Source organism: Thermosynechococcus sp. FA-CM-4201, assembly GCF_054689355.1.
In genome coordinates this window covers 201,266-227,228 of sequence record NZ_CP079920.1, presented here as the reverse complement: position 1 = coordinate 227,228, position 25,963 = coordinate 201,266, and the positions used below count along the sequence as shown (strand labels likewise).

The window sequence follows — 25,963 nt, the reverse complement described above, 5'->3', positions numbered from 1 at the left end:
GGCTATGTACATTGAAGATGATGAACTGCGATCGCTCTACCAAATTGCCAGTACAGAGCATTTACAGGCAATTGAGGCAGGACTACTGGCCCTTGAAGCGAATCCTCGTGACCTCTCTCCCCTAGAGGGGCTACTGCGGGAAGCCCACTCCCTTAAGGGGGATTCACGGATGTTGGGGGTAACTGACGCGGAAAGTTTGGTTCACCATCTAGAGGAAATCTTCAGTCGCTGGCGGCAGGGGAGCCTTGCACCGAACGCTCAACTGTTTGAAGTGCTTTATCGCGGTCTTGATGCGGTCAAAAAAATTGCCCATGAAGCCGTCACGGGTGAACCAGCCAATGTCAGTCCTTTCCATATTGCTGCTGAGTTAATGCAGTTTTTACATGGTGCATCTACGACAGAGACTCTGGACACCAGTTCCTCTCCAACTGCTGCCATAGATGATCTCGATGCGTTGATGGCTGCCACTGAGACGCTCCAAGAGCCCCCGCTAACACCGAGTACCAGTACAGATGAGGAACCGGGGGGTATTCCTGCCCCAGTTACAACTGACGATCGCTATCACATTGACAGTGTGCGGGTGGACAGTCGCCGACTCGATGCCCTAATGACTGCTATCGGTGATTTGAGCGTCACCCAGCAACGAATTGCCCGACAGCAGGAACTGATTGCCGAAGTTTTCAGTTATTGGGAGCAAGTTCAAGCCCATACCCTTGCCAGCCAACGCTTGCTGCAAGCCCATCCCGAACTCTTAACACTGCGACAGCACTACGATCATCTGCGGCAACAACTCGACGCCCTTGGCAAATCCCTACAGCAATTGCAAAGCCGTGTTGATGTGGATGATGCCCACCTCACTGCCGTGGTCAGTAGTTTGGAAAAGGACATTCAGAACCTGCAATTTCTACCGTTGGCCACCATCTTTAACCTGCTGCCTCGGGCAGTTCGCGATATTGCCAAACAGCAAAACAAACAGGTGAAACTAATTATTGAAGGGGCAGAGGTGGCCGTGGATCGCCGCATCCTTGAGGGAATGAAAGCACCCCTGACGCATCTTGTGCGCAACGCCCTTGATCATGGTATTGAGTCCCCGACTGAACGGCAACAGCGGGGAAAACCTCCCGAAGGAACCTTGACCGTGCGTGGACGCACCCAAGGCAATGAGGTGGTGATTGAGGTCATTGATGATGGCCGTGGTCTAGATCAGACGGCAATTCGGGAAACAGCCCTAAAACGGGGACTCTACACAGCAGCAGAATTGGCAGCCATGAGTCCCACGGAGATTGAGGCGCTCATTTTTGCCCCCGGCTTTTCAACGCGCCAGCAGGTGAGTACCCTATCGGGTCGCGGGGTAGGACTGGATGTGGTGCGCGCTAATGTCGAGGAACTCAATGGCAGTATTCAGGTCACCTCCACCCCTGGTCAGGGTTGCTGTTTCCAAATCACGCTGCGAGCTAACCGCGCCACAATGCCAATCTTAACGGTGCGGCTGCAAGACAATTTCTATGGTTTGCCCATTGAGGCCGTAGCCACCACATTACTCCTGCGACAAGAGGAGTTATCCTTGGACGCCAGTGAGCCAATACTATTGTGGGAGCAACACCCCGTTCCCATTGGCTGGTTGGCAGATTGGCTCGGACAAGAGTCATCGCAACGGCACTCTCCCTACCCCTGTGTGATTCTGCATCAGGGCGATCGCTACCGGGGGCTAATTGTCGATGAAATTGTTGATTTCCAAAATGTACAACTCAAGCCCCATCACCCTCTGTTACACCAGCTTCCCCACCTCTTGGGGGTCACGCTACTGGATACTGGTGACCTGTGTCATCTGCTGCGGCCAACTGCATTAATGACGGCGGTTGATCGCCCCCGTACTAGTGTGACCCTTAAACCAGCTCCTAAGCCTCGGATACTCCTTGTCGAGGATTCTCTGCCCATTCGCACACAACTGCGGCGCATTCTGGAGCGGGCGGGTTATGAGGTTGTCACAGCCGTGGATGGTGCCGACGGTTTTCAGCAGTTACGGGCGGGTAAATTTCAAGCTGTGGTCTCCGATGTCGAAATGCCACAACAAAACGGCATTGAAATGACCCAACGCATTCGTCAACTGCCAGAGTATCAAACGCTACCCATTATCCTAGTGACTACCTTGGCGGGAGCCAGCGATCGCCAACGCGCCCTTGCCGCCGGTGCCAATGCCTACCTAACCAAGGGTAATTTTGATCAAAGTTTGCTGCTAGATACCCTAAAGGAGCTAATTCATGAGCAAAATCAAAGTCGTTCTAATTGAAGACTCGGTGGTTGCCCTCGAAATTTTGCAGCGGCTAATTAACTCCTCCGAAGAAGTGGAGGTTGTCGGCACTGCCCTTGATGGCACCTCTGGCCTGCAGATGATTGAGCGTACCCAACCCGATGTGATCTGCACTGATCTACAAATGCCGGGAATGGATGGCCTCGAATTTACTAAGGAGGTCATGAAACGCTTTCCCCGACCCGTCTTAGTCATTAGTAATGCCGTACAGCCGACGGATGTCGATAACATCTATAACCTGATGCAAGCCGGTGCCCTTGATTTCTTTCCCAAGCCCACCACTGGTTCAGCAACAGACTATGAACGCCTCAAAAGTACACTGATCACAAAAATTCGCGTTTTGGCCAGTAAAAAAGTTCAATAGACAACCCATTGGGTTATCGTATTGGCTAAGTCTGTGGACAGTCTTGAATGCCAATTCGTGTTTTTTTGGTCGAAGATTCGCCCATTGCCCTCAATATTTTGCAGCAACTATTGCAGACCGCCCCTGATCTGGAAGTTGTGGGCACGGCAACCAATGGCAAAGCTGCTCTACTGAAGATTCCAGAATGTCAGCCCCACGTGGTCTGCACCGACTTTTATATGAAAGAGATGGATGGGCGTGAGTTTACCCGTCAGTTAATGGCGCGCTATCCTCGTCCCATCTTGGTGATTAGCGTTGCGGTAGGGGAAGCTCAAACTGCCTTTGAACTACTGCAAGCAGGTGCGACAGATGTCTTTCCTAAGCCCAGCAGTGGCCTGATGGCAGATTATAACCGCAGTGAACTCATCAATAAAATCCGCGTGCTGGCTGGCGTCAAGGTCTTTACCCGCCCCTTGCGAGCAACACCCACAGTACCGACGGCATCTACCCCCCCTCTACCCAAGGTAACATCCTCGCAGCAGCTAGCGATTGTCGGTATTGGCGCTTCTACAGGGGGTCCCCAAGCGATTGCCAAGGTCTTGCAGCCGTTGCCGGCTCATTTCCCGGTTCCGATTGTTTGTACGCAGCACATTAGTCTGGGGTTCCTTAATGGTTTAGTGTCATGGCTATCCCAAGAGACTAAGTTGCGAGTAACGGTGGCAATGGCAGGCGAGATGCCTCAGCCCGGTGTGGTTTATTTTGCACCTGATCGCCACAATTTAGAGATTGATCGCCGAGGTAAGTTTTACCTAACCCCAGCGGATCCCCATGAGCGTCATTGTCCTTCTGTGAATGTCATGTTCCGGTCTTTGGCGGCCTACTATGGAGAGGCTGTGGTGGGCGTTCTGTTGACAGGCATGGGAGATGATGGCGCAGCAGGAATGCGGGCGATCGCTAGTGTAGGCGGCATTACCATTGCCCAAGATGAGGCCACCAGTGTGATTTTTGGCATGCCCAAGGAGGCCATTGCCCTTGGTGTTGTGCAGTATGTGCTACCCATTGACCGCATGGGGGTCTTTTTGCAGGAGTTAGTGACTCCCCCCGTCTGATCAACGGGAGAGATTGGGGTAAATCCGCAGCCGTCGATTCGGCTCTTCGCCAAAGCTACAGGAGGTCAACTGGTAGTGCTCAATCAACTCGTGTTGCATTCGCCGAATGTTGGCCGATCGCGGGAGTAGCTCCACTGCTTGCCCCTTGGGAATAACAATTTCTTCCACAGCTAAGCGCGCCTCCTCAAGGGCTTCTAATTCATCATCGCTCCCCGTCGGACTAAAGAGGGAGAGATCTGCTGACTCTGCTGGACTGGGGTCTTCAATTCCCAGCAAATGCCGTAGTCCCCGCACAATTTGCGCCATACTATTTGTCTTAATGGCATGGACGGGGAGATGGTGAATATGGGCAAGGTGCCGCAGCTTGCTTTCCCCCTTGAGATGGGAGCGGAGTGTCAAAATCACATCCGCTTGATCAATGTCCTTAGTGACAATAATGGGTAGGTTGAGAGTGCGAATTGCTTGCTCTAAGTGATGGCGGCTGACAGCATAGGGAAAGACATGGAGGGGAAGTTCTTCGCCATTCGGCCCGACCGTGGGGGCATCCAATGTGGCTTCGAGCAGTTGGGCAAAATTCGCCCGCAGGGGTTCTTTGTTGGCATCAACGACGGGTAGCATCTGGCCACTCTCACGCCAAGAGGGACGCTGAGGCACAGATTTCACCTCTGATCGCTGGGGGGCAGGCTCAGGACGACTAATCACCACGGAGCCATCGGCAGCAAGACTGCGAATTTCAGGTGAGGGTTGGCGACCTCGCAGTAGGAGATCCACACTAGCGGCCACATCGAGATGCACAACCCAGCGATCGCGCTCTAGCATTTCCACGGCTATTTCAAAGGTGGGTGGAGCTTTGCGTTCAAGAACACTCTTTTGGGTACCTCGCCGCCGCGCTTCCTCATCCCCAAGGGTGACCGATTGAATACCGCCCACCAAATCCGCAAGGGTCGGGTTTTTCATTAGGTTCTCAATTTGGTTGCCGTGGGCAGTACCAATGAGTTGTACACCTCGCTCAGCAATGGTGCGTGCCGCTAGTGCCTCTAGTTCTGTGCCAATCTCATCAATGACAATCACTTGGGGCATGTGGTTTTCCACCGCCTCAATCATCACCTGATGCTGAAGTTCCGGGCGTGCCACCTGCATCCGCCGCGCCTTGCCAATCGCTGGATGGGGAATATCACCGTCGCCCGCAATTTCATTGGAGGTGTCAATAATCACCACCCGTTTGTGCAACTCATCGGCCAAGACGCGGGCAATTTCCCGTAGTGCCGTTGTTTTACCGACCCCCGGACGCCCCAAGAGCAAAATAGACTGGCCACTTTCGACCAAGTCGCGAATCATCCCAATCGTGCCAAAGACGGCTCGCCCCACCCGGCAGGTCAAGCCAATAATCGTTCCTTGGCGATTGCGCAGGGCACTAATGCGGTGCAGCGTACGCTCAATGCCGGCGCGATTGTCACCACTAAACTCGCCCACCCGATCCACAGCATATTGCAACATTTCACGGCTGACGGGAGTCTCGGCAAGGTATTGGGTGCTGTGGATAAACCGCGCTTCCGGCAATCGCCCCAAATCGAGAACAATTTCTAAGAGTTCTTCCCGCTGCGGATGATCGGTGAGGGACTGTCCAAGGGGCGGCGGTAGGATGGCCAATAATTGATCGAGATCGTCAGTGACTTGGCGTTGTCCAGCAGTCAATTCAACCATAGGGTACAGAGGGTGACGGGACAGATTTCAGAGGAGACACAAGGGTAGCTGCTTCAGCAACAGCCGCTGCAAGGACGGCAGGAACAGTTTGCCAGGGTTGGTCGGCGATCGCGTGGAAAGGGACAAGGCGTTTGCGAGCATAACTCCCATAGGCAACACCAGCGATTCCCTGTGGATCTAGCAATCCCATTGCCCTGAGTTTAGCAACCGTATGACCATTTGTGCCGCCCGCCAACTGCACAAATCCGGGTAAATTTGCTTCTAAAATGGCTTGACCCAATTGAATGGTGGCTCGCGTTGCGCCATCGCCAATATCGCCACTCATGGGACGACCATCCGCCTGCCAAATGAGGGCACATTCCAACGGTTGAATCTGCCCATTGATCCAGCGCAAATAGTCAATTACCCCCTCTCCTTGGGGACAACTGATGGCCAGCACCTGTAAATACCGCACCCAAGGGCGAACTTGCTGCCAAAGCTCGTTAAAAGCGCTGTAGCGTTGGGGTTGAGTATGAATTTCGAGGGCTTGGATCATGCCCGCCCGAATCAGGGGTGTGATCTGCTCAAACACTGCGGGTTGCTCATCGGTGCGAATCAAGCCCAAGGGGCAGAGGGGTAAACAGCGGCCACAACCATAACAGCGATCGCGCACCACCCCCTGCACCTGTTCATCAAAGCGAATGGCGGCAGCAGGACAAATGCGTTCACAGGGGCGATCGCAGGCTGGCAGACAGCGACTCGGATCAAACGTGGCCTTACGAAAATGCGGGTCAGCCCCATCATTAATACTCACCATCAGTAGGGGGCGAGTTGCCCCAAGGCTTGTAGCAACCGTCAAAGCGTCATGAGCCGCGTAAATCACGGCAGGGTCGGCGGCCACATCAATACAATCAGCCCCTGCGAGTGCATAGGCCAACGTCAAATTATAAATTTGGGCAACATCTTGGAAACTGGCACCGTTAATGAGTTTGAACCAACGATGTGCCGCTAAAGCCGCTAGGGGGGCAGCAAAATCAGTCATGGATATATTTTATGCGTTTTCAGGATTCAGCGTCGTCGTGACTCATCATCCGTTGTAGGGCTTGGAGGCCTTTTTTAATCTGGCGAGAAACTGTGACCGCACTTAGCCCCAAGAGTTCAGCGGTTTCTTTTTGACTCAAATCGTGCAAAAAGACAAATTCTAGAATCTGACAGGTGCGGGCTTCTAGCTTTTGCAGACACTGCTGCAAACGAATACGATCTTCTTGGGCGAGTTGAAAACTTTGGTACCGTTGATCGGGCACGATGTCACCGAGGGAAACGGCATCTTCCTCACCCTCAAAGGTGGGGGCATCTAGGCTGACAGGGGTGGTGTGGTAGTTGGCAAATTTTGCCGCTTGCCATTCTTCAAGGGGGACATCGAGAGCTTGGGCAATTTCGCTATCGGTGGGGGGGCGATGCAGTTGTTGGCGGAGTTCTTGAATCACCCGCTTTCCTTGGCTTTGCAACGTTTGCCAACGGCGGGGGACGCGAATTTGCGGACTTTTATCCCGCAGGTAGTGTTGAATCTCACCGCGAATGTAGGGAATGGCAAAGGAACTAAAGGCCACTCCCTTACTTGGATCAAAGCGTTCAATGGCGTGAATGAGGCCAAGGGTGCCCACTTGCATCAGGTCGTCAAAGCTTTCTTGGGTGCACTGTACCCAGCGATGGGCTTCCTTGCGTACCAGTCCCATGTTCAACTCGACAAGGCGATTCCGCAATTCACGTGCAGGGTTGTCTTGGTATGCCTGCAACAGCGAGAGGGTGGAATGCTTGAGGTCAGTATTGGCTGTCGTGCTGAACATAGAACACACAGTACCTTAAATCCCCCACAGCTTCAAAATGAGTACATCATACAGTTTTCTTTAGCTATCGAACAACAACTTAAATAGATAACTGAACTAGATATAAACTGCGGCTATGAAATCGCCTATTCTTACGATTCCACATCTAGTATGGCAAGGCATCCGTAGTTTCCCTGTGATCTCGACCACAGGTTAGGTTAAATTTTGCTAAATGTTGTTCCTTAGGTTCGCAGACTACCGAGGGCGATCGCGCCCCACAATGCAGTTCCCAAGCCAATGCGATACCAGATAAAGACCCACGTGGAATGGCGTTGCAGGAATCGCAGCAGCCAAGCGATCGCCAAATAGGAAAAAACCATACTTGAGAGTGTGGCAATCACAAGGGGAATAAACAGCGTCCCCTCATCAAAAACATCTTTGGCTTGGACAAGGGTGGCGATCGTCAGTGTGGGAATGCCCAACAGAAAAGAAAAGCGCGCCGCTGTTTGCCTCGCCAGCCCTAAAAATAAAGCTGTCGTTAGCGTGGAGCCTGAACGCGAAGCACCCGGCAGCAGGGCAATCATCTGGCCACAACCGACTAAGAAGCCATCTAAAATGCCAATGTCTTGATAGGTGCGTTTACGGGAACCCCATTTTTCTGCGAGTCCCAAAAGAATCGCCATGGCGATCGCCATTGTGGCAATGATCTGAGGCCGATCCAACTCGACTTTGGCCCATTTCAGAAGGAGCCCTGCCGCTAGTGCGGGAATCGTGCCCACCGTGATCCCAACCAACAGTTTCCATTCTTCCCGTTGCCAATCCCGCTGTTGCCATGCCTGCCAAGCCCCTTGGGCAATTTGGCGAATATCCTGCCAGAAATAGCCAAAAACTGCGATCACACTACCAAACTGCATCGCATCCAAGGCAGTTTTGTGCCAGACACTTTTCCACCCCAAGAGGTCACTAAAGAGAATCAGGTGAGCGGTACTGCTAATGGGTAAAAACTCTGTAATGCCTTGCACTAAGCCGAGGATAACCGCTTGCAACCAGAGAATCATATTCACGTTTTTGCCTCACCGTTGCGACCTCACCATCTTGCCATGAGTCGGTGAACAGGCTATCCTCACCAAGATTTTGTAATAGATTGTAGAAACAGTCCTCTAAACGCAGCAGCACTGTTTTGCCGTTTTGCCAGTTTAGGCGTGTATGTCGGGTAACTTAGAAGCCGTTGAGCGCGAAATTTTAGGGTTACAGGGGATGCTATTGGCCGCGTTGGCGGAAATGCGTCAGCTTTATGATGTCTATCTGGAGATGCTTGCCCCCATTGCCCGTCAGCAGTTGATCACCGTCAGCTATCAGGTGTGTACCCAAGTCTTTCCAGAGCAATTTTTGACCCTTGAGGATCCAGAGCGGCAGGAACTTCAGCGTCAGATTGTTGAACTGGCGATCGCCTTGGAAACCGCTATTGTAGGCCTACAACCCCGTCGCCAAGAAGACTCGACTTCAAGGCAAGAGGCGGTGAATGGGGAAGAAGACGCAACCAAGGAACAGGAACCCCCCTCCCTATCGGAGCAATTGAGCCAAGTCCTGTATCAAAGTTCGCTCAAGATTAACCATCTGCTGCAACGGGCGGCTATCTTACCGCCTGCCCCAATCGCAGTCATTTTAGAGATTGCTAGTAAGGCGGAAAATCGTCCCCTTGGGCGGATTCCCCATTTATTGACGATGATGGTGGATGAGCAGAAACTACAAGAGGAGGGCGAAGAGGAGCGAGACCCCAGTGAATCCCCAAGGGAATCTTCCAGTCATCACCCCATGGCAGCCATTTACCTGCAACTTGAGGAACTGGAGTTTCAGCACCCCCCCCTCGGCAATCAGCGCAGTCAAATCCGCCAACTGGAAGCGCGTCTGGCCACCCTCCAGAAGCAACTGCTTAAAAAACAGCGGCAATACCTGGTTCTCAAGGCCAGTCGGGCATGGTGGCAAACGTGGAAAGCCAATGAGGCCGCAGACGCGACCGCCAGTATCCCCGAAGCAATGGATGGTGAGCAATAGGTAAGGAGGCCTGCTGTGTCCCTTGACTGGCCACGCCTACAACGCGCCCTTGCCATTGAAACAGAGCGGGGTTTTTGCAACCTTCAGGGCAATACCTATCGGTTTAATGAGTATTTACACGCAGCATTAACGCAAGCCCCGCTGCAACAACTCCCCCTTCAGGTGCGCGATCGCTGGCAGGAAACGGCGGCAGCCTACGCCCACTACAACGATCTGTCCCCCAGCCAACGACAACACCTCGTGGTGAAAACGCGCCAACTGCTCCACGATGTCCACAAACAACTCACGAGTCCTCCCCCGCGCCCCCGTCCCCTCGATCAAGCGCTCAAAACAGTGAATGGGATTGGCGAGCGCACTGCAGCGAAACTGGAAAAACTCGGGCTTTATACGGTTGCGGATCTCATTTACTACTTCCCCCGCGATCACATTGACTATGCCCGCCAAGTCCCGATTCGGCAACTCCAAGCTGGGGAGACCGTCACCCTTGTGGGTAAAGTCCGCCGTTGCAACTGTTTTACCAGTCCCCGCAATGCCAAGCTGACGATCTTAGAAATTGTTCTTCAAGATCGCACAGGGCAAATTCGCCTGAGTCGCTTCTATGCCGGTGCCCGCTATGCCCAACGGGGATGGCAAGAGCAGCAAAAACGCATCTATGCCCCACAGACAATTGTGGCTGCCTCTGGCCTCGTAAAACTGACAAAGTATGGCCTCACCCTTGAGGATCCGCAGTTGGAAGTGCTGGATCATGCTGGGGCAGAAATAGACTCCCTCACGATTGGCCGTATTGTGCCGGTCTATCCCCTAACGGAGGGGGTCTCTCCCGATGTGATTCGCCGTGCGGTTGATCTCGTTCTGCCATTGGTGCAGGGCTATCCTGATCCCCTACCGCAGGGACTACGTCAACGTCACCAACTGATTCCCCTAGATACGGCGCTGCGTCACATTCACTTTCCGCCAGATCAAACGCAACTGAGTCTGGCACGGCGGCGGCTGATTTTTGATGAATTCTTTTACCTGCAACTGGGGTTACTCCAACGGCGGCGACAGCAGCAACAGCAGGCCAGTGCCCCCCTCAACCCCCAAGGGGAACTGATTGAGCAGTTTTACCAACGGCTGCCCTTTCAACTCACAGGGGCGCAGCAACGGGTGGTGGCAGAAATTTTGGCGGATTTAGAGCGCCCGATTCCCATGAATCGCCTTGTCCAAGGGGATGTGGGGTCAGGGAAAACCGTTGTTGCAGTGATTGCCCTATTGGCGGCAGTGCAGTCTGGCTATCAAGGGGCACTCATGGCACCCACAGAGGTGCTGGCAGAGCAGCACTATCGCAAGCTCTTTGAATGGCTCACCCCCCTCCATGTGCCGGTGGAACTGCTCACAGGATCCATCCGCACGGCCAAGCGCCGCCAGATTCTGGATCAATTGGCAACGGGGGAATTGCCGGTGCTGGTGGGCACCCATGCCCTGATCCAAGAGGGGGTGACGTTTCAGCGGCTCGGTCTAGTCGTGATTGATGAACAGCACCGCTTTGGGGTGGCGCAACGGGCAAAGCTGCAAGCTAAAGGACTCCTGCCCCATGTGCTGACCATGACGGCGACACCGATTCCCCGTACCCTTGCGTTGACCCTCCATGGGGATTTGGATGTGAGTCAAATTGATGAATTGCCCCCCGGTCGGCAGCCGATTCAAACAACCGTCTTGGGACGGGGCGATCGCCCCCATGCCTACGATTTAATCCGCCGCGAAGTGGCCCAAGGGCGTCAGGCCTACATTGTTCTGCCTTTGGTTGAGGAATCGGAAAAACTGGATCTGAAGTCCGCCATTGCCGAGCACGAGCGATTACAAACGGAGATTTTTCCCAATTTTCGGGTCGGGCTGCTCCACGGTCGCATGGCATCTAGTGACAAGGATGCGACGATTCAAGCCTTTGCTAAGGGGGAATTGGATATTCTTGTGGCTACCACGGTGGTTGAGGTGGGGGTGGATGTCCCCAATGCCACGGTGATGCTCATTGAACATGCTGAACGCTTTGGCCTATCCCAACTCCATCAACTGCGGGGGCGGGTGGGGCGGGGTGCCCAACAGTCCTATTGTCTGCTCCTCAATAGTTCTCGCAATGATGCTGCCAAGCAACGGCTAAATGTGCTGGCGCAGTCCCAAGATGGCTTCTTTATTGCGGAGATGGATCTGCGGCTGCGCGGTCCGGGGGAGGTGCTGGGGACGCGGCAATCGGGATTACCGGACTTTGCCCTCGCTAGTCTTGTTGAAGATCAAGATTGCCTAGAGGCAGCGCGATCGGCGGCCAGTGAACTGATCGCACAGGATCCTGAGTTACGGGGCTATCCTCTGCTGCAAGCAGTTCTCCAGCAACGGCGCGATCGCCTAGGGCGCAGCGGAGCTGATCGCCTGCTTGAGGGCATGATGAACTAATACCTCCCCCTTTGGGAGGGATATGTTAAATTTAGTTAAGAACCTGATAAAAAGCGCCGCCAATGAAAGTCTCTTGGAAAACTGTTCTCCTTTGGTCAATCCCCCTACTGCTCATGGGGGTTCTCCTCTGGCAGGGGGCGAGCAACTTTATGCTCAATCAAAGTCAGCCGCCGCTGAATACCGCCAGTACACGCATGAGCTATGGGCGATTCCTCAACTATTTAGATGCGGGTCGCATTAGTAAAGTGGACATTTTCGATAATGGTCGCACCGCCATTGTGGATGTTTCTGATCCGGAACTGATTAACGGTCGCCCCCTGCGGGTACGGGTAGATATGCCGGGGACGGCTCCAGAAGTCATTAGTAAACTGCGGGAGCAGCACGTAGAAATTGATGTCCATCCCGCTCGCAATGATGGTGCCCTGTGGGGGCTTTTGGGTAATTTACTCTTCCCTGTCTTGCTTTTGGGGGGACTCTTTTTCCTCTTCCGACGCTCCAGCAACGTGCCCGGAGGACCAGGCCAAGCGATGAACTTTGGTAAGTCTCGCGCCCGCTTCCAAATGGAGGCCAAAACCGGTGTCATGTTTGACGATGTTGCCGGTGTCGATGAAGCCAAGGAAGAACTGCAAGAGGTGGTTACCTTCCTGAAGAAGCCCGAGAAATTTACAGCGGTGGGTGCTCGCATTCCCAAAGGGGTGCTACTAGTGGGCCCCCCCGGTACGGGGAAAACGATGCTGGCCAAGGCGATCGCGGGTGAGGCAGGCGTACCCTTCTTCTCCATCTCGGGTTCAGAATTTGTCGAGATGTTTGTTGGCGTCGGTGCTTCCCGCGTCCGTGATCTCTTCCGCAAAGCCAAAGAAAATGCCCCCTGCTTGATCTTTATTGATGAAATTGATGCCGTGGGTCGCCAACGGGGTGCGGGGATTGGCGGTGGCAATGATGAGCGGGAGCAAACCCTCAACCAACTGCTCACGGAAATGGATGGCTTTGAGGGCAATACTGGCATCATTATTATTGCTGCCACGAACCGTCCCGATGTCCTTGATGCGGCGCTGTTGCGTCCCGGTCGCTTTGACCGTCAAGTGATTGTTGATGCCCCTGACATTAAGGGTCGTTTGGCAATTCTCAAAGTGCACGCCCGCAACAAAAAACTGGCGCCCGAAGTCTCCTTGGAAGCCATTGCTCGCCGTACCCCTGGCTTTACCGGTGCTGATTTAGCCAACCTGCTCAATGAAGCGGCGATTCTTACGGCGCGTCGTCGCAAGCCTGCGATCACCATGCTGGAAATTGACGATGCCGTGGACCGGGTTGTCGCTGGTATGGAGGGCACACCGCTGATTGACGGCAAGAGCAAACGCCTCATCGCCTACCACGAAGTGGGTCATGCCATTGTCGGTACGCTGCTCAAGGATCACGATCCCGTACAAAAAGTAACATTAGTGCCCCGTGGTCAAGCCCGTGGTCTGACTTGGTTCATGCCCTCAGAGGATTCGGGACTGATCTCGCGATCGCAACTCATGGCGCGGATGGCCGGTGCCCTTGGGGGTCGGGCGGCTGAATACGTTGTCTTTGGTGATGCTGAAGTCACGACCGGCGCGGGCAATGACCTGCAACAGGTAACGGCGATGGCACGGCAGATGGTGACCCGCTTTGGTATGTCTGACCTTGGGCCACTGTCTTTAGAAACCCAAAACGGCGAAGTGTTCTTGGGGCGCGATTTGGTGTCTCGAACTGAATACTCCGAGGAAATTGCCGCTCGCATTGATGCCCAAGTGCGCGAATTGGTGCAGCACAGCTACGAACTGGCCATCAAGATCATCCGCGAAAATCGCGTGGTCATTGACCGCTTAGTGGATCTCCTCGTGGAAAAAGAAACCATTGATGGTGAAGAGTTCCGCCAGATCGTTGCCGAATACACCGTAGTTCCCGATAAAGAGCGCTTTGTGCCCCAACTTTAGGGAAAGATGTCTGTGTAGCTGCCATCCCTCAGTTAGCGCTGGGGGATTTTTTATTGGCTTCGGCGCCCCAGAGTGAGGTTACACCGAAGCATTCAACGCCCTATTCTGATTGAGAATTTTTGCCCCTGAGCAAGGCAATCCACTCTTCCACCTGAGCCGCCGCGATCGCGCGACATCCCAAGCCAAAGGCAAGGGCGATCGCCACCGCAATTGAGCCAAAGAGCAAACCAAAGGCCAGATTGACAATACTAGCGGCAATGCCCATGTGTTGCAGCGCCATAGCGCCCACAAAGGTCATAATCGCAATCCGTGCCGCTTGGGCTAGAAAACGGGCTTGAGCCGTTCCCGAACTGGCCAGAATCCGAAACGCCAAGTTGGCAAAGTATAGACCCACTGCCAAGATCAGGATACCGACGAGGACTCGACCGAGAATGACCACAAGGGCACTCACAAAGGCACTTAGAGCAGGGATATTCAGTACCCCCACCGCCGCGATCGCCCCAAAGAGGATAATCCCCACCAAAACAATGATTCCCATCACTTCGGAAGGTTGCCGCCAGCGACGCTCGCCAGCGGGACTGTCTTGGGGTTCCACCGCAGGGGCAGGTTCAATTCCCAGCCAAACCAATACCTGATCAAAGCCAATCGTTTGCAGAAAGCTCTGCACGGCCTCAGCCACAAAGCGACCAATCACGTAGGCCAAAATCAAGATAATCACCGCCGTAAAAATCTGCGGTAGAGCAGTCAGCACTTGATTCAGCATTGCCGTGGCGGGTTCTGTGATCGCCATAATTTGCAACGCATCAAGGCTGGCGATCGCCGTCGGAATCAAAATCAAAACATAGACAATCGTACCGATGACCGTTGCCAGAGACTGGCCTAAACTCGTTTGCCCAATCCCTAAGCGCTGACCGATGCGCTGTATGCCCATGGCCGTCATCAAGTTGATGACCAGTCCGCGCACAATACGAGCAATAAACCAACCGACAACCGCAATAATCCCCGCCTTCAGGACAAAAGGCAGTGCCCCCAAAATATCGTTGAGAAGATTTTGCACTGGCTGAAGTGGGCCTTGGAGGTCGAGTACCCCCAAAATTAAGGGCAAGAAAAAGAGAAAGACAAACCAGTAAAGGGCATTCCCCAGCATTTCACTGACGAGAATCGGCGGTGCAGCCTCTTGGGAACTTTCCTCAGGAGATTCCTGTAGCAGTGGCCGATCCAAATTCAGAGAGCGGGCAGACTGTACGACCATGATTTTTGCCAGTGTGGCCACAACCCAAGCCACCGCCGCCAGCAAGATAGCCGCCCCCAGTTTTGGTAGAAAACTAAAAACTTGATTGAGAAAGGCATTGAGGGGCTGGGAAACCGTTGTCAGCCGCAGAGCATCCAAAAAGGCCACCACTGCCAGCAAAAAGATGACCCAAAAGACCACCCCCGCTAGGATTCTTGTCATGGATAGACCACGGAGAGAGTCCTCACCCCCCAAAAATTGAGCCAACCGTTCATCAAACCGTGTCCGCTTGAGGAGGGATTGCGTCACTTTCGCCAAAACAGTGGCAATAATCCAGCCGATGATCAACAGAACAACGGCAATAACCACCTGAGCTAAGACTGCACCTAAGTTGTTGAGGTCAAAGGTTGGCGTTGCTTGATTTGGGCTGGCGATCGGGGAGGGTTCTTGAATAATCAATTGTGCGAATGACCAGCCAATATCATTCGTGTAAAGCGATATAAAAAAGACGAGTTGATCCTGCATCACGACTATCCTCAGTCAAGATCAAAGCAAATCAGCAGCAAGATGCAGTCTCACTATACCTGAGGCATAGAGTGATATTAATGAAAATAATTTTTAAGTTTCTAGGATATTAAGATGTGTCACAAATTGCTAACTTTTGGCACAATAGCATCCTTTGCTAAAAGATGGGCTACGCGACTAGAGGCAGCAGTGTTGATATCCCCAAGGGAGAGTCCGATTCGGATCCCCCCTGTCAGGCGGATCAACATAGACAGCCTCACGAACAGTGCCATTGGGCATCCGATAAACTGAGACCATCATCCCCGTTGCTGCCAGTCCAAAGCTCACGATCGCCACATTGACACAGTGATCAGTAATTCGTTGGGCATAAATTTGGCGTAAATCAACGCTTCTAAGGAGTTGCTCAGCAGCTCTTTTACGGCGAGGGGTATTGTGGGCTAAGGCGAAAATCAACCATTTATTGCGGTCTCTAAAGGGATTTGTGCGCTCAGTAACGGGACGAATTTCCACGCGATCGACCACAACCCCAAGGCGTGAAGTCATACTTTGCTGAATTTCAGAAATGACTGCGTTACAGTTCGCTCGAGCGATCGCCGCTGGAAATACTGCCAGTACACCAAACCCCAGAGCAACAAGAGCACTTTTGAAAATCATAGGCAACGAGAACGTTTGAACGACAAGTATAAAAAATCCCCCACCACGAGGGTAGGGGACTGAACGAAGGTTATCTCAACTCGATCAACCGAATTTAGACGCGGTTGAGGCAATCAGGAAGGCCGCGTAGGTCAAGATATAGCCAACGCTGAAGTGTGCCAAGCCCACCAAACGGGCTTGAACAATCGACAGCGCCACCGGCTTGTCTTTCCAGCGCACCAAGTTGGCCAAGGGAGTGCGCTCATGCGCCCACACCAAGGTCTCAATCAGCTCTTGCCAGTAACCACGCCAGCTAATCAGGAACATGAAGCCCGTTGCCCACACAAGGTGACCAAAGAGGAACATCCATGCCCACACCGACAGGTTATTGGTACCGAAGGGGTTGTAGCCATTGATGAGCTGGGAGGAGTTCAACCAGAGGTAATCCCGCAGCCAACCCATGAGGTAGGTGGAGTTTTCGTTGAACTGAGCCACATTGCCTTCCCAGACACCAAGGTGTTTCCAGTGCCAGTAGAAGGTAACCCAGCCAATGGTGTTCAGCATCCAGAACATGGCCAGATAGAAGGCATCCCATGCAGAAATATCGCAGGTACCGCCACGGCCGGGGCCATCGCAGGGGAAGGCATAGCCGAAGTCTTTCTTATCTGGCATCAGTTTGGAGCCACGGGCATCCAACGCACCTTTGACCAAAATCAAGGTGGTGGTGTGCAGACCCAAGGCAATGGCGTGGTGCACCAAGAAGTCACCGGGGCCAATTGTCAAGAACAGAGAGTTGGTGCCACTGTTGATGGCATCGAGCCAGCCGGGTAGCCAGACATTGCCGTAGTTAGGCCAAGCTGTGCTAGCAATGCTATCGGGGTTCGACAGCAGCGTATCAAAGCCATAGAGCAGTTTGCCATGAGCCGCTTGAATGAACTGAGCAAACACTGGCTCAATGAGGATTTGCTTCTCAGGGGTACCAAAGGCCACCACGACATCGTTGTGGACATAGAGACCCAACGTGTGGAAGCCCAAGAAGAGGGACACCCAGCTTAGGTGGGAAATAATCGCCTCTTTGTGTTGCAGCACCCGATCCAACACGTTGCCTTTGTTTTGGGCTGGATCATAGTCCCGCACCAAGAAGATGGCACCATGGGCAAAAGCACCCACCATCAAGAAGCCAGCAATGTACTGGTGATGGGTATAGAGGGCAGCCATTGTGGTGTGGTCTTGGGCAATGAAGGCATAGGGCGGCAGCGAGTACATGTGCTGTGCCACCAAGGAGGTGATCACGCCCAAGCAGGCCAAGTGCCAACCCAACTGGAAGTGCAGCGAGTTGTTGTAGGTTTCATAGATGCCTTGGTGAGGCATGTTGAAGGGACCTTCCACCTTCGTGCCAAAGAAGTCCTTGGCATCCATCATCTCTTTAATGCTGTGGCCAATCCCAAACTGGGTGCGGTACATGTGACCCGCCACAATAAAGAGAACGGCGATCGCAAGGTGGTGGTGTGCCATATCCGTGAGCCACAGGGACTCCGTTTGGGGATGGAAACCACCCAAGAAGGTCAGAATCGCCGTTCCAGCACCCTGTGCCGTGCCAAAGACGTGGCTAGCCGTGTCAGGGTTTTGGGCATAGACACCCCAGTTGCCCGTAAAGAAGGGCGCTAGACCAGCGGGGTGGGGCATGGTGCTCAGGAAGTTATCCCAGCCCACGTGCTGACCACGGGACTCGGGAATGGCCACGTGAATCAGGTGACCGGCCCAAGCCAAGGAGCTAACGCCAAACAGACCGGCCAAGTGGTGGTTCAACCGCGATTCGGCATTTTTGAACCAAGAGAGGCTCGGACGGAATTTGGGTTGTAGGTGCAGCCAGCCAGCAAAGAGAGCCAGCGAAGCCAGAATCAGCAGGAAGATGGCACCTTGGTAGAGGTCACCGTTGGTGCGCATACCGATGGTGTACCACCAGTGATAGACACCGGAGTAGGCAATGTCCACAGGGTTAGAAGCCCCCGCTTGGGTGAAGGCATCCACTGCGGCTTTGCCAAATTGAGGATCCCAGATCGCATGGGCGATGGGACGGGTGTTGACAGGGTCTTGAATCCATTGCTCAAAGTTCCCCTGCCACGCAACGTGGAATAGGCTACCAGACACCCACAGGAAGATGATGGCCAGATGCCCAAAGTGGGAGGCAAAAATCTTCTGGTAAAGATTTTCCTCGGTCATGCCATCGTGGCTTTCAAAGTCGTGAGCCATGGCGATGGCGTACCAAATCCGGCGTGTGGTCGGATCCTGTGCGAGGTCTTGGCTAAACTTCGGAAATTTAGTTGCCATAGTTGGTTATATCCTCCTCGCCCCTATCCTACAGAAATAATCCGAGCTAGGAAGAATGCCCAAGTCGTGGCAATCCCCCCTAGGAGGTAATGGGCTACACCGACGGCACGGCCTTGAATAATGCTCAGGGCACGGGGCTGAATAGCCGGTGCAACTTTCAGCTTGTTGTGGGCCCAAACAATGGACTCAATCAGCTCTTGCCAGTAGCCACGACCACTGAAGAGGAACATGAGGCTGAAGGCCCAAATGAAGTGAGCACCCAAGAACAACAAACCATAGGCGGATAGGGCTGAACCATAGGAGCCAATCACCTGAGAAGCTTGTGCCCACAGGAAGTCCCGTAGCCAGCCATTGATGGTGATGGCACTTTGGGCAAAGTTACCGCCCGTGATGTGAGATACCGTGCCATCGGGAGCAACAGTACCCCAGACATCCGACTGCATCTTCCAACTGAAGTGGAAAATCACAACGGAGATGCAGTTGTACATCCAGAACAGACCCAAGAAGACGTGATCCCAACCGGAAACTTGGCAGGTACCGCCACGACCGGGACCATCGCAGGGGAAGCGGAAGCCCAAGTTGGCTTTATCGGGAATGAGGCGAGAGCTGCGAGCAAAGAGCACGCCCTTCAGCAGAATTAGCACTGTCACGTGGATCGTGAAAGCGTGAATATGGTGCACCATGAAGTCGGCAGTTCCCAGCACAATGGGCATCATGGCGACTTTGCCACCGACAGCAACCACATCGCCACCAAAGGCAACACTAGCGGTCGCTGCTGCATTGGGAGCAGTGCCACCGGGGGCTAGGGTGTGCAGGTGTTGTACCCATTGGGCAAACACGGGCTGAAGTTGAATCCCCGTATCCGAGAACATATCTTGGGGACGACCAAAGGCGCGCATCGTGTCGTTGTGGACGTACAGGCCGAAGCTGTGGAAGCCCAAAAAGATGCACACCCAGTTCAGGTGAGAAATGATGGCATCGCGATGGCGCAGTACCCGATCCAGAACGTTGTTTTGATTCATTGCCGGATCGTAGTCACGCACCATGAAAATGGCACCGTGGGCCGCACCACCAACAATCAGGAAGCCGCCAATCCACATGTGGTGGGTAAACAGCGACAGTTGGGTGGGATAGTCGGTGGCCAAGTAAGGATAGGGGGGCATTGCATACATGTGCTGCGCCACAATAATGCTCAGCGACCCCATCATGGCTAGGTTGATGGCCAGTTGGGCATGCCAAGAGGTGGTCAGCACTTCGTAGAGACCTTTGTGGCCGGCACCGGTGAAGGGACCTTTGTGGGCTTCAAGAATCTCTTTGAGGCTGTGGCCGATCCCCCAGTTAGTGCGGTACATGTGACCCGCAATGATGAAAAGGACGGCGATCGCCACGTGATGGTGAGCCGTATCCGACAGCCACAGGCCACCGGTAACAGGGTTCAAGCCACCGTTAAAGGTCAGGAAATCCGAGTAGGCAGCCCAATTAAAGGTGAAGAAGGGAATGACGCCACTAAAGAAGCCCCAATCCACTTTGGGATATAGCTCGGCCATCAAGCTGGGGTTAAGGATAAACTCGTGGGGCAAGGGAATATCCTTAGCAGCAACCCCTGCATCCAAGAGCTTGTTGATGGGTAGCGAAACGTGGATCTGGTGACCTGCCCAAGCCAAAGACCCCAAGCCAAGCAACCCGGCAAGGTGGTGGTTGAGCATGGATTCCACGTTTTGGAACCATTCCAGCTTAGGAGCGCGCTTGTGATAGTGGAACCAGCCTGCAAAGAGCATTAAGCCAGCCATGACCAAGCCACCGATTGCGGTGCAGTAAAGCTGGAACTCATTGGTGATCCCAGAGGCACGCCACAGTTGGAATAGCCCCGAGGTGATTTGGATGCCGTGGAAACCACCGCCGACATCACCATTGAGAATGCCTTGACCCACAATGGGCCAGACCACTTGAGCACTGGGCTTGATACCGGTGGGATCGGCCAGCCAAGCCTCATAGTTTGAGAATTTTGCACCGTGGAAGTACATCCCACTCAGCCAGATGAACACCACAGCCAGATGGCCGAAGTGTGCACTGAAGATCTTGCGGGAAATATCTTCAAGGTCGCTCGTGTGTGTATCAAAATCGTGGGCAAGAGCGTGGAGGTTCCAAATCCATGTGGTGGTTTGGGGTCCTCTGGCCAAGGTGCGGTCAAAATGCCCGGGTTTTGCCCATTTTTCAAACGATGTGGGCACCGGGTCATTGTCAACCACGACTCTGACCTTTGGCTCTCGCTCCGGTGGACTGATGGTCATCGAGTCTCTCCTCTCTCTTAGGCAAGGAAGGAACGAGGGCATTCACCTCGGCAATATAGAAAGATCTTTAGATCAATGATTGTGAAGAATCGTGAATCTAAAGACCCAGAATGGAACGATAAAGCCCGTTCAGGAGGCGAATGCTCAATTCAGCATTATAGAAGGGGAGTACAGACTTTGCCGATAATTAACATTATTTAAGATGCTTGAATTCTTGACATGATTATGGGGGTATAAATGCATAATATATGGGCTATCATATCCATTGATTTAACACAGGTAGATGTGGCTCAATCCCCTGTAGAATGAGCGTTTGGGGCGATCGCGCCCTCGACGTAATTGTTTTAAGTTTTATGACAAAAGTGATTATTTATACCACTGATGCGCCTATGCCCGTTGGCCCCTATAGCCAAGCCGTGCGGCAAGGGGAATGGGTCTTTCTTGCAGGGCAAATTGCTCTTGATCCAAAAACGGGTGAGATTGTTGGTGGCGAAGATGTCAAGGAGCAAACCCGCCAAGTCATGGATAATCTCAGTGCTGTCCTTAAGGCCGCTGGCAGCGATTGGTCACAGGTGGTGAAGACAACCGTGTATCTTGCAGACCTCAATGACTTCGCCGCCATGAATGAAATTTATGCTCAGTACATGGATGCTGAGACGGCACCTGCCCGTGCCTGTGTGGAGGTATCGCGACTGCCGAAGGGGGTCAAGGTTGAAATTGACTGCATTGCCTACTGTCCTACAACGGTCTAACGGCAATCACTGAAGCACGAAAGTTATACTCTTTGCCCTCTAATTCTACGGGCGTCCCTACCTTGATGCCAGTATTCCCCAGCACAGGCCCATTGTTAGTGATTTGGCCTCGGCCTTCGAGGGTTAGGAGTAAGTTGCTACTATAGGCCATCTCTGGGCGGGGATCTGGCAGCGCTTTAACCGACCCATCGGGCTGAGAAACAGTAACTGTGCGCGGCAGTACCTGGACATTTTTCACAGTGATTTGGCCGTAGGGCTGGTTGCGAATAATAAAGTTGGCCGTACTGCCCTTGGGAATCAGGTCTTGGGGAGTAGGGGTACTCAGACCCAGAACGAGAACATCGACTTCAATGGGTTGGGCAGCGGTCATTTGTGCCAATGAGGTGCCCGATCGCCCCGGCAGGAGGAATAAGCCCGCCAAGACACACAGGAGCACAACCCCTGCCCCAAGGTCTAAAAGACTCAGCTTGCCAAAAAGACGGCCATAGCGATCAATGAGTTTCATCGGCACTCTAGCTTAAACCCGCAGCAACATCCTACCATGCAGGTACTCTTTAATTGGCTTGCCAAACCCAGAGTTCCCCTTGGGTGCCGCCGGCGGCTAAATACGCTCCCTTGGGGTGCCAAGCAATCGTTGTGAAGTATTCTTGGGCACCTTGCAGTAACTCCTGCGGTTGAGTTTGCTGCCAATAACACAGCCATCCCTCATCACCGCTGGACACGAAGCCTTGACCTTGGGGATGAATAGAGAGGGCGCGCACAGTGCCGCGGTGCAGATCGAGCACTTGGGGTTGCCAGCCACTTTCGTCCTCGCTGAGGCGCCAGAGGATAATCCCCTCTTGGGAACTGCTCAGGAGTTGGGGGGCTTGGTTCGCGGTTTCTAACCAGTGAAGATTCCGAACTTTACCGGGAAAGCCCTGCATTTGCCACGGATACTGATCGCCCCAACGCCAGACAAAAAGGGTGTGATCCATGTTGCTGGCCGCGAAATAGTCCCCTGTGGCGGACCAAGCGACGCCCACTGCCGCAGACATAAACCCCAATTCTTGGGGATCGGCATCCCAATCTTCAGCCGACCACACCCGTACACCGCCATAACCGGCAACGGCCAAAGCGTCACCCGTAGGTTGCCAAGCCAAAGCGAGCACTGACGAGGCCGCAAAATCAAGGGTGGCAATGACATCGGCTTGAGCCGCATCCCAAATCTGGACGTAGTGACCAAGACTAAAGGCAACCCAAGGCAATGTGGGATGCCAAGCCAGTTGATCAATCCAGTGGGAACCGTAGTGGAGCACCTGAAGATTCTCAGCGTCAGCTAAGGAACCAACGAGTACCCGTCCCTGCTCTCCCGCCGCTGCCCACCACTGGCGATCGCTCGCCACTGCGAGGATGGTTAAGCTTTGATCGGTCGCTGTTTGCAGGATGAGCTGCTCACCCATCTCTGGATCAATGTGATATACCTCTCCTGCGGCTGAAGCGGCCAACAGATGGCGATCGCCCCACGCCAAGGCGGTGACATACTCTTGAAGTTGGGTTTGTCCTAACGGGATGAGGGAATTCACCAGTGACTCTCCGCACGTCCTAAAGGGACAGCAGCTTCTCAGTGTGTAACAACACTGAGCTACATTGGGCTTAACCCAATGGGGGGAGCCATGACCCCAACTACTGGGACTGCCGTGAGTCCCAGATACTTTGTACACAGTTTGCACGTCTCCGATTTATGGACGTGGAAACAACTCAACTTTAGCAAATTAGAAAGCGCCTAACTGCTTAGGTTAAAACTGTAGCAGCTTGCGGCGGGCTAAAGCCAATTGTTGTCACGCCCCTAGTGGAGGGTGTCGAAATAGATCTGAATGCCGACAATCATGGCAAACATGAGGACAATAAACAAGCTAATGATCAGCCAGTGCCCCACCACATTCACGTCAAAGATCTCACCATAAATGCCGTAGAGCCGGTCAATAATGCCTTCCGCTTGGCCAATGGCTTTTTCCCGCTTCAGCATCCAGTTAGAATACTGTTCCTGCCAAATCTCCAGATCATCCTTGTAGTTGGCCATCTCCTCTTGGAAAGTGGCAAAGGCGGCTGGGGTGGCTGGCGTTGCTGGTTCCGTGGGCTTTTGCGGTTCGGCCTCATCAAGGGCTGGGGTGTAGTAGCCACGAACCCCCGGGAAGTAGCAGGTCTTAAAGAGTTGGGCACCCGTGCAACGACAGCTTTCGGGGGGATGGGTTTCATTGGGTTTCGTCCAGCAGGGATCCAAGGCTACATCCTTGCCCACTTTTGTAATCGTGACAAAGGCTTCAAAGGGCCACTTGGTTAAGGTAAAGACATTCATGACTTGGCCAATGGGATTCATCTGGGAGGGGGCAATAATCCCGCCCCCAAATGTGACTTGGGGAATAATAAAGAGAATTAACAACAGGGGGGCGATCGCCGTATTGGGTGACAATGCCGACACCAATAGCCCCATCATCATGCCACTGAAGGAGGCCAAGAACATCGTCAGCCATAACTGCAATTGGGTAAGGCTATCGCCGGGAAAATCAATGGCAATGTTTTTGAACAGGAGAAAGGCCGAGGCCTGATACAGTGCCAGCAATAGCGCCACCGTTGTCTTAGAAAAGACATAGGCACCAATTTTCAGCCCCACGAGGTGTTCGCGGCGGTAAATCTCTCGTTCCTTGGCGATTTCGCGCATTGTGGTTAAATTACCCACCATCACTGCTACCAAGGCGGTGGCAAAGAGCATCGTAATCGCTGAGGCGGCATCCCCCTTGCGAATATCAAAGAGGTGGCGATCCCAAACAATTAAGTCCAGTAAACCAATAAAGAAAGGGATCGAGAAATTCAAAATTAAACTGACGCGATCGCGCAGCAAAACCGCCGCTTCCCGTTGTAGCAAGATTAGGTACTGCCGTAAGGCTGAGACAGGGTGGTACTGGGGAATTTTGCTGGCACGTTTACCTTGGGCATCTGGGGTGCGTCCCTGATCCAAGTGGCAAACCACTGACTTCTGGCGATCGAGAACGTAGGTCTTGTACTGCTTCGACTGCAAATATAACTGCTGCCATTCCTCAGGGCTACGTTCGCGCTCAACCAAGGGATAAATGTCATTAAAGGACTTGACCCCAAAGTAGTCAGGAGCTTCATTGGGGGGGCCAAAATAGGCAATGCGACCGCCAGCGGCGAGAAACAAGACCAAATTACATAGCTTAATATTTTCTGTGACGTGGGTAATCAGCACAACCGTGCAGCCACCATTGGCTAAGCGCCGCAATAGGGTCATGACATCTGCCTCGGTACCCGGATCCAGACCTGAAGTGGCCTCATCGAGAAAGAACAAACTGGGTTTGGTAATTAACTCAACACCAATGGAGACCCGTTTTAGTTGACCACCACTGAGATTTTTGATTGGTACATCCCGCCGTTGGCTCAAACCCAAAATCTGCATCACCTCTTCCACGCGGCTGTGGCGTTCAGTGGGTGTGATGTCAGCGGGCATCCGCAATTGGGCGGCAAAGTCGAGGGCTTCCTCAACAGTGAGTTCCTTGTGGACGATGTCTTCCTGAGGCACATAGGCAAACTGAGAGCGGTAGGCATCAAAGTTGTGGTAGAGATCGTTGCCATTCACCAGAACCGTGCCACTGGTGGCCGGGTTAAATCCCGTCAGCGCCCGCAATAGGGTGGATTTACCACACCCACTCACACCGGCAATGACCACAAATTCACGGGGCAAAATGGATAGGGAGACATCGTGGAGGAGCTTTTTATTCCCTTTGACGACTTTCTCTAGGCCAAAGGCATCCAGGCGAATACTGCCCGTTTCATTATCAACGGTGATCGTTTCATCAACATTGATTTGCAGCAGATAGGGGCCGATGCGAATTTTGTCACCAATTCGTAGGGCATGGGGTTTAGTGAGGCGCTTGCCGTTGCAAAAGACACCGTTGGAGGAGTTGAGGTCTGTAATGACAATGGAGGTGCCTTGACGTTCAATCTTGGCATGGTGGCGCGAGACTTGGGGGTGATCTATTTGGATGTCATTGTCCTCACCCCGACCAATCCGTAGGACGGTCTTGCCCTGAAAGCTAATGGCTTTTTGCAGAAACTGAGCTTGGCCTTCACGGAAGGTAATCTTGACGTTGGCACCGATGTAGAAGGTATCCCCGTCCTTGAGGTCTTTTTCCTTGATGGGGCGATCGCCATAGACCAGACCAAGCTTACTGTCCAAGTCACGGATGCGATAGCCGGTGTCCGTCTTAACAATTTCAAAGTGATGCCGCGAAATGGTTGGATAGGAAATCACAATCTCATTGTGGGGCGATCGCCCTACCCGTACCATTGGTTGCAGGAGCGGAAACTCCTCGACGGAAGCGGGCGTACTAATTTGCAGAAAAGGGGATGATTCTTGATCCGAGGCTAAAACCGTTGCCTCATTACTATGGGATGCCATGGGACACAGGCTCGACACACCGACGGTTCCCCTTC

At 53.2% G+C, this 25,963-nt stretch carries 18 protein-coding genes; 7 read left to right on the top strand and 11 right to left on the bottom strand.

Going from position 1 to position 25,963, the window contains the following annotated elements:
- The first annotated feature begins 4 nt into the window (after positions 1–4).
- From KV190_RS01015 to cheB, 3 genes are read left to right on the top strand one after another with little or no spacing between them, the layout of a single operon-like run.
- Positions 5–2,290: a hybrid sensor histidine kinase/response regulator gene (locus KV190_RS01015; protein ID WP_460194194.1), complete on the top strand. Its 2,286-nt coding sequence runs from the start codon at positions 5–7 to the stop codon at positions 2,288–2,290.
- Positions 2,262–2,675, top strand: a complete 414-nt coding sequence (locus KV190_RS01010) for a response regulator (RefSeq protein WP_460194193.1) — start codon at positions 2,262–2,264, stop codon at positions 2,673–2,675. Before KV190_RS01015 ends, KV190_RS01010 begins: the two co-directional genes overlap by 29 nt.
- 47 nt (positions 2,676–2,722) lie before the next feature.
- Entirely contained in the window at positions 2,723–3,763 is a 1,041-nt protein-coding gene (cheB, locus tag KV190_RS01005) for a chemotaxis-specific protein-glutamate methyltransferase CheB (RefSeq protein WP_460194192.1), read from the top strand.
- Here the strand turns inward: cheB and KV190_RS01000 are convergent, their stop codons facing one another.
- The 4 genes from KV190_RS01000 to KV190_RS00985 form a co-directional block, all read right to left on the bottom strand.
- Positions 3,764–5,467, bottom strand: a complete 1,704-nt coding sequence (locus KV190_RS01000) for a R3H domain-containing nucleic acid-binding protein (RefSeq protein ID WP_460194191.1) — start codon at positions 5,465–5,467, stop codon at positions 3,764–3,766.
- Positions 5,460–6,488, bottom strand: coding sequence for a circadian clock protein LdpA (gene ldpA / locus KV190_RS00995; RefSeq protein WP_460194190.1), 1,029 nt, complete (start codon positions 6,486–6,488; stop codon positions 5,460–5,462). The genes KV190_RS01000 and ldpA overlap by 8 nt, the downstream gene beginning before the upstream one ends.
- Positions 6,489–6,507: 19 nt before the next feature.
- Positions 6,508–7,293, bottom strand: a complete 786-nt coding sequence (locus tag KV190_RS00990) for an RNA polymerase sigma factor SigF (RefSeq protein WP_460194189.1) — start codon at positions 7,291–7,293, stop codon at positions 6,508–6,510.
- Between the two features lie 221 nt (positions 7,294–7,514).
- A complete protein-coding gene (locus KV190_RS00985; protein WP_460194188.1) occupies positions 7,515–8,330 on the bottom strand; it encodes an undecaprenyl-diphosphate phosphatase in 816 nt (271 codons plus the stop codon).
- A 148-nt stretch (positions 8,331–8,478) separates the two neighbouring features.
- Here KV190_RS00985 and KV190_RS00980 point away from each other — a divergent pair, with 148 nt between their 5' ends.
- The 3 genes from KV190_RS00980 (at position 8,479) to ftsH2 (ending at position 13,712) form a co-directional block, all read left to right on the top strand.
- The gene (locus tag KV190_RS00980) at positions 8,479–9,327 is read left to right on the top strand and encodes a hypothetical protein (RefSeq protein ID WP_460194187.1); all 849 of its coding nucleotides are present in this window, start codon (positions 8,479–8,481) and stop codon (positions 9,325–9,327) included.
- Between the two features lie 15 nt (positions 9,328–9,342).
- On the top strand, positions 9,343–11,754 hold the full coding sequence (gene recG, locus KV190_RS00975; protein ID WP_460194186.1) for an ATP-dependent DNA helicase RecG: 2,412 nt from the start codon (positions 9,343–9,345) through the stop codon (positions 11,752–11,754).
- Positions 11,755–11,816: 62 nt separating this feature from the next.
- Entirely contained in the window at positions 11,817–13,712 is a 1,896-nt protein-coding gene (gene ftsH2 / locus KV190_RS00970; protein ID WP_460194184.1) for an ATP-dependent zinc metalloprotease FtsH2, read from the top strand.
- 100 nt (positions 13,713–13,812) lie between these two features.
- On the opposite strand, the gene KV190_RS00965 is transcribed toward ftsH2, so the two are convergent.
- The 4 genes from KV190_RS00965 to psaA form a co-directional block, all read right to left on the bottom strand.
- Positions 13,813–15,468 (bottom strand): mechanosensitive ion channel, encoded by a 1,656-nt coding sequence (locus tag KV190_RS00965; protein WP_460194183.1) that lies wholly within the window; start codon positions 15,466–15,468, stop codon positions 13,813–13,815.
- Between the two features lie 177 nt (positions 15,469–15,645).
- Entirely contained in the window at positions 15,646–16,122 is a 477-nt protein-coding gene (locus KV190_RS00960) for a hypothetical protein (protein ID WP_460194182.1), read from the bottom strand.
- An 84-nt stretch (positions 16,123–16,206) separates the two neighbouring features.
- On the bottom strand, positions 16,207–18,432 hold the full coding sequence (gene psaB, locus KV190_RS00955) for a photosystem I core protein PsaB (protein ID WP_460194181.1): 2,226 nt from the start codon (positions 18,430–18,432) through the stop codon (positions 16,207–16,209).
- Between the two features lie 23 nt (positions 18,433–18,455).
- Positions 18,456–20,663, bottom strand: a complete 2,208-nt coding sequence (psaA, locus tag KV190_RS00950; protein WP_399371030.1) for a photosystem I core protein PsaA — start codon at positions 20,661–20,663, stop codon at positions 18,456–18,458.
- Between the two features lie 413 nt (positions 20,664–21,076).
- On the opposite strand from psaA, the gene KV190_RS00945 reads away from it, so the two are divergent.
- Complete coding sequence (locus KV190_RS00945; protein ID WP_460195192.1) at positions 21,077–21,475, top strand: RidA family protein; 399 nt, start codon at positions 21,077–21,079, stop codon at positions 21,473–21,475.
- On the opposite strand, the gene KV190_RS00940 is transcribed toward KV190_RS00945, so the two are convergent.
- From KV190_RS00940 to KV190_RS00930, 3 genes are all read right to left on the bottom strand, one after another.
- Positions 21,462–21,980, bottom strand: coding sequence for a DUF4330 domain-containing protein (locus KV190_RS00940; protein ID WP_460194180.1), 519 nt, complete (start codon positions 21,978–21,980; stop codon positions 21,462–21,464). The two genes, KV190_RS00945 and KV190_RS00940, sit on opposite strands and share 14 nt — an antisense overlap.
- 49 nt (positions 21,981–22,029) lie before the next feature.
- A complete protein-coding gene (locus KV190_RS00935) occupies positions 22,030–23,037 on the bottom strand; it encodes a WD40 repeat domain-containing protein (RefSeq protein WP_460194179.1) in 1,008 nt (335 codons plus the stop codon).
- 263 nt (positions 23,038–23,300) lie between these two features.
- Complete coding sequence (locus tag KV190_RS00930) at positions 23,301–25,928, bottom strand: FHA domain-containing protein (protein WP_460194178.1); 2,628 nt, start codon at positions 25,926–25,928, stop codon at positions 23,301–23,303.
- Positions 25,929–25,963 lie beyond the last annotated feature (35 nt).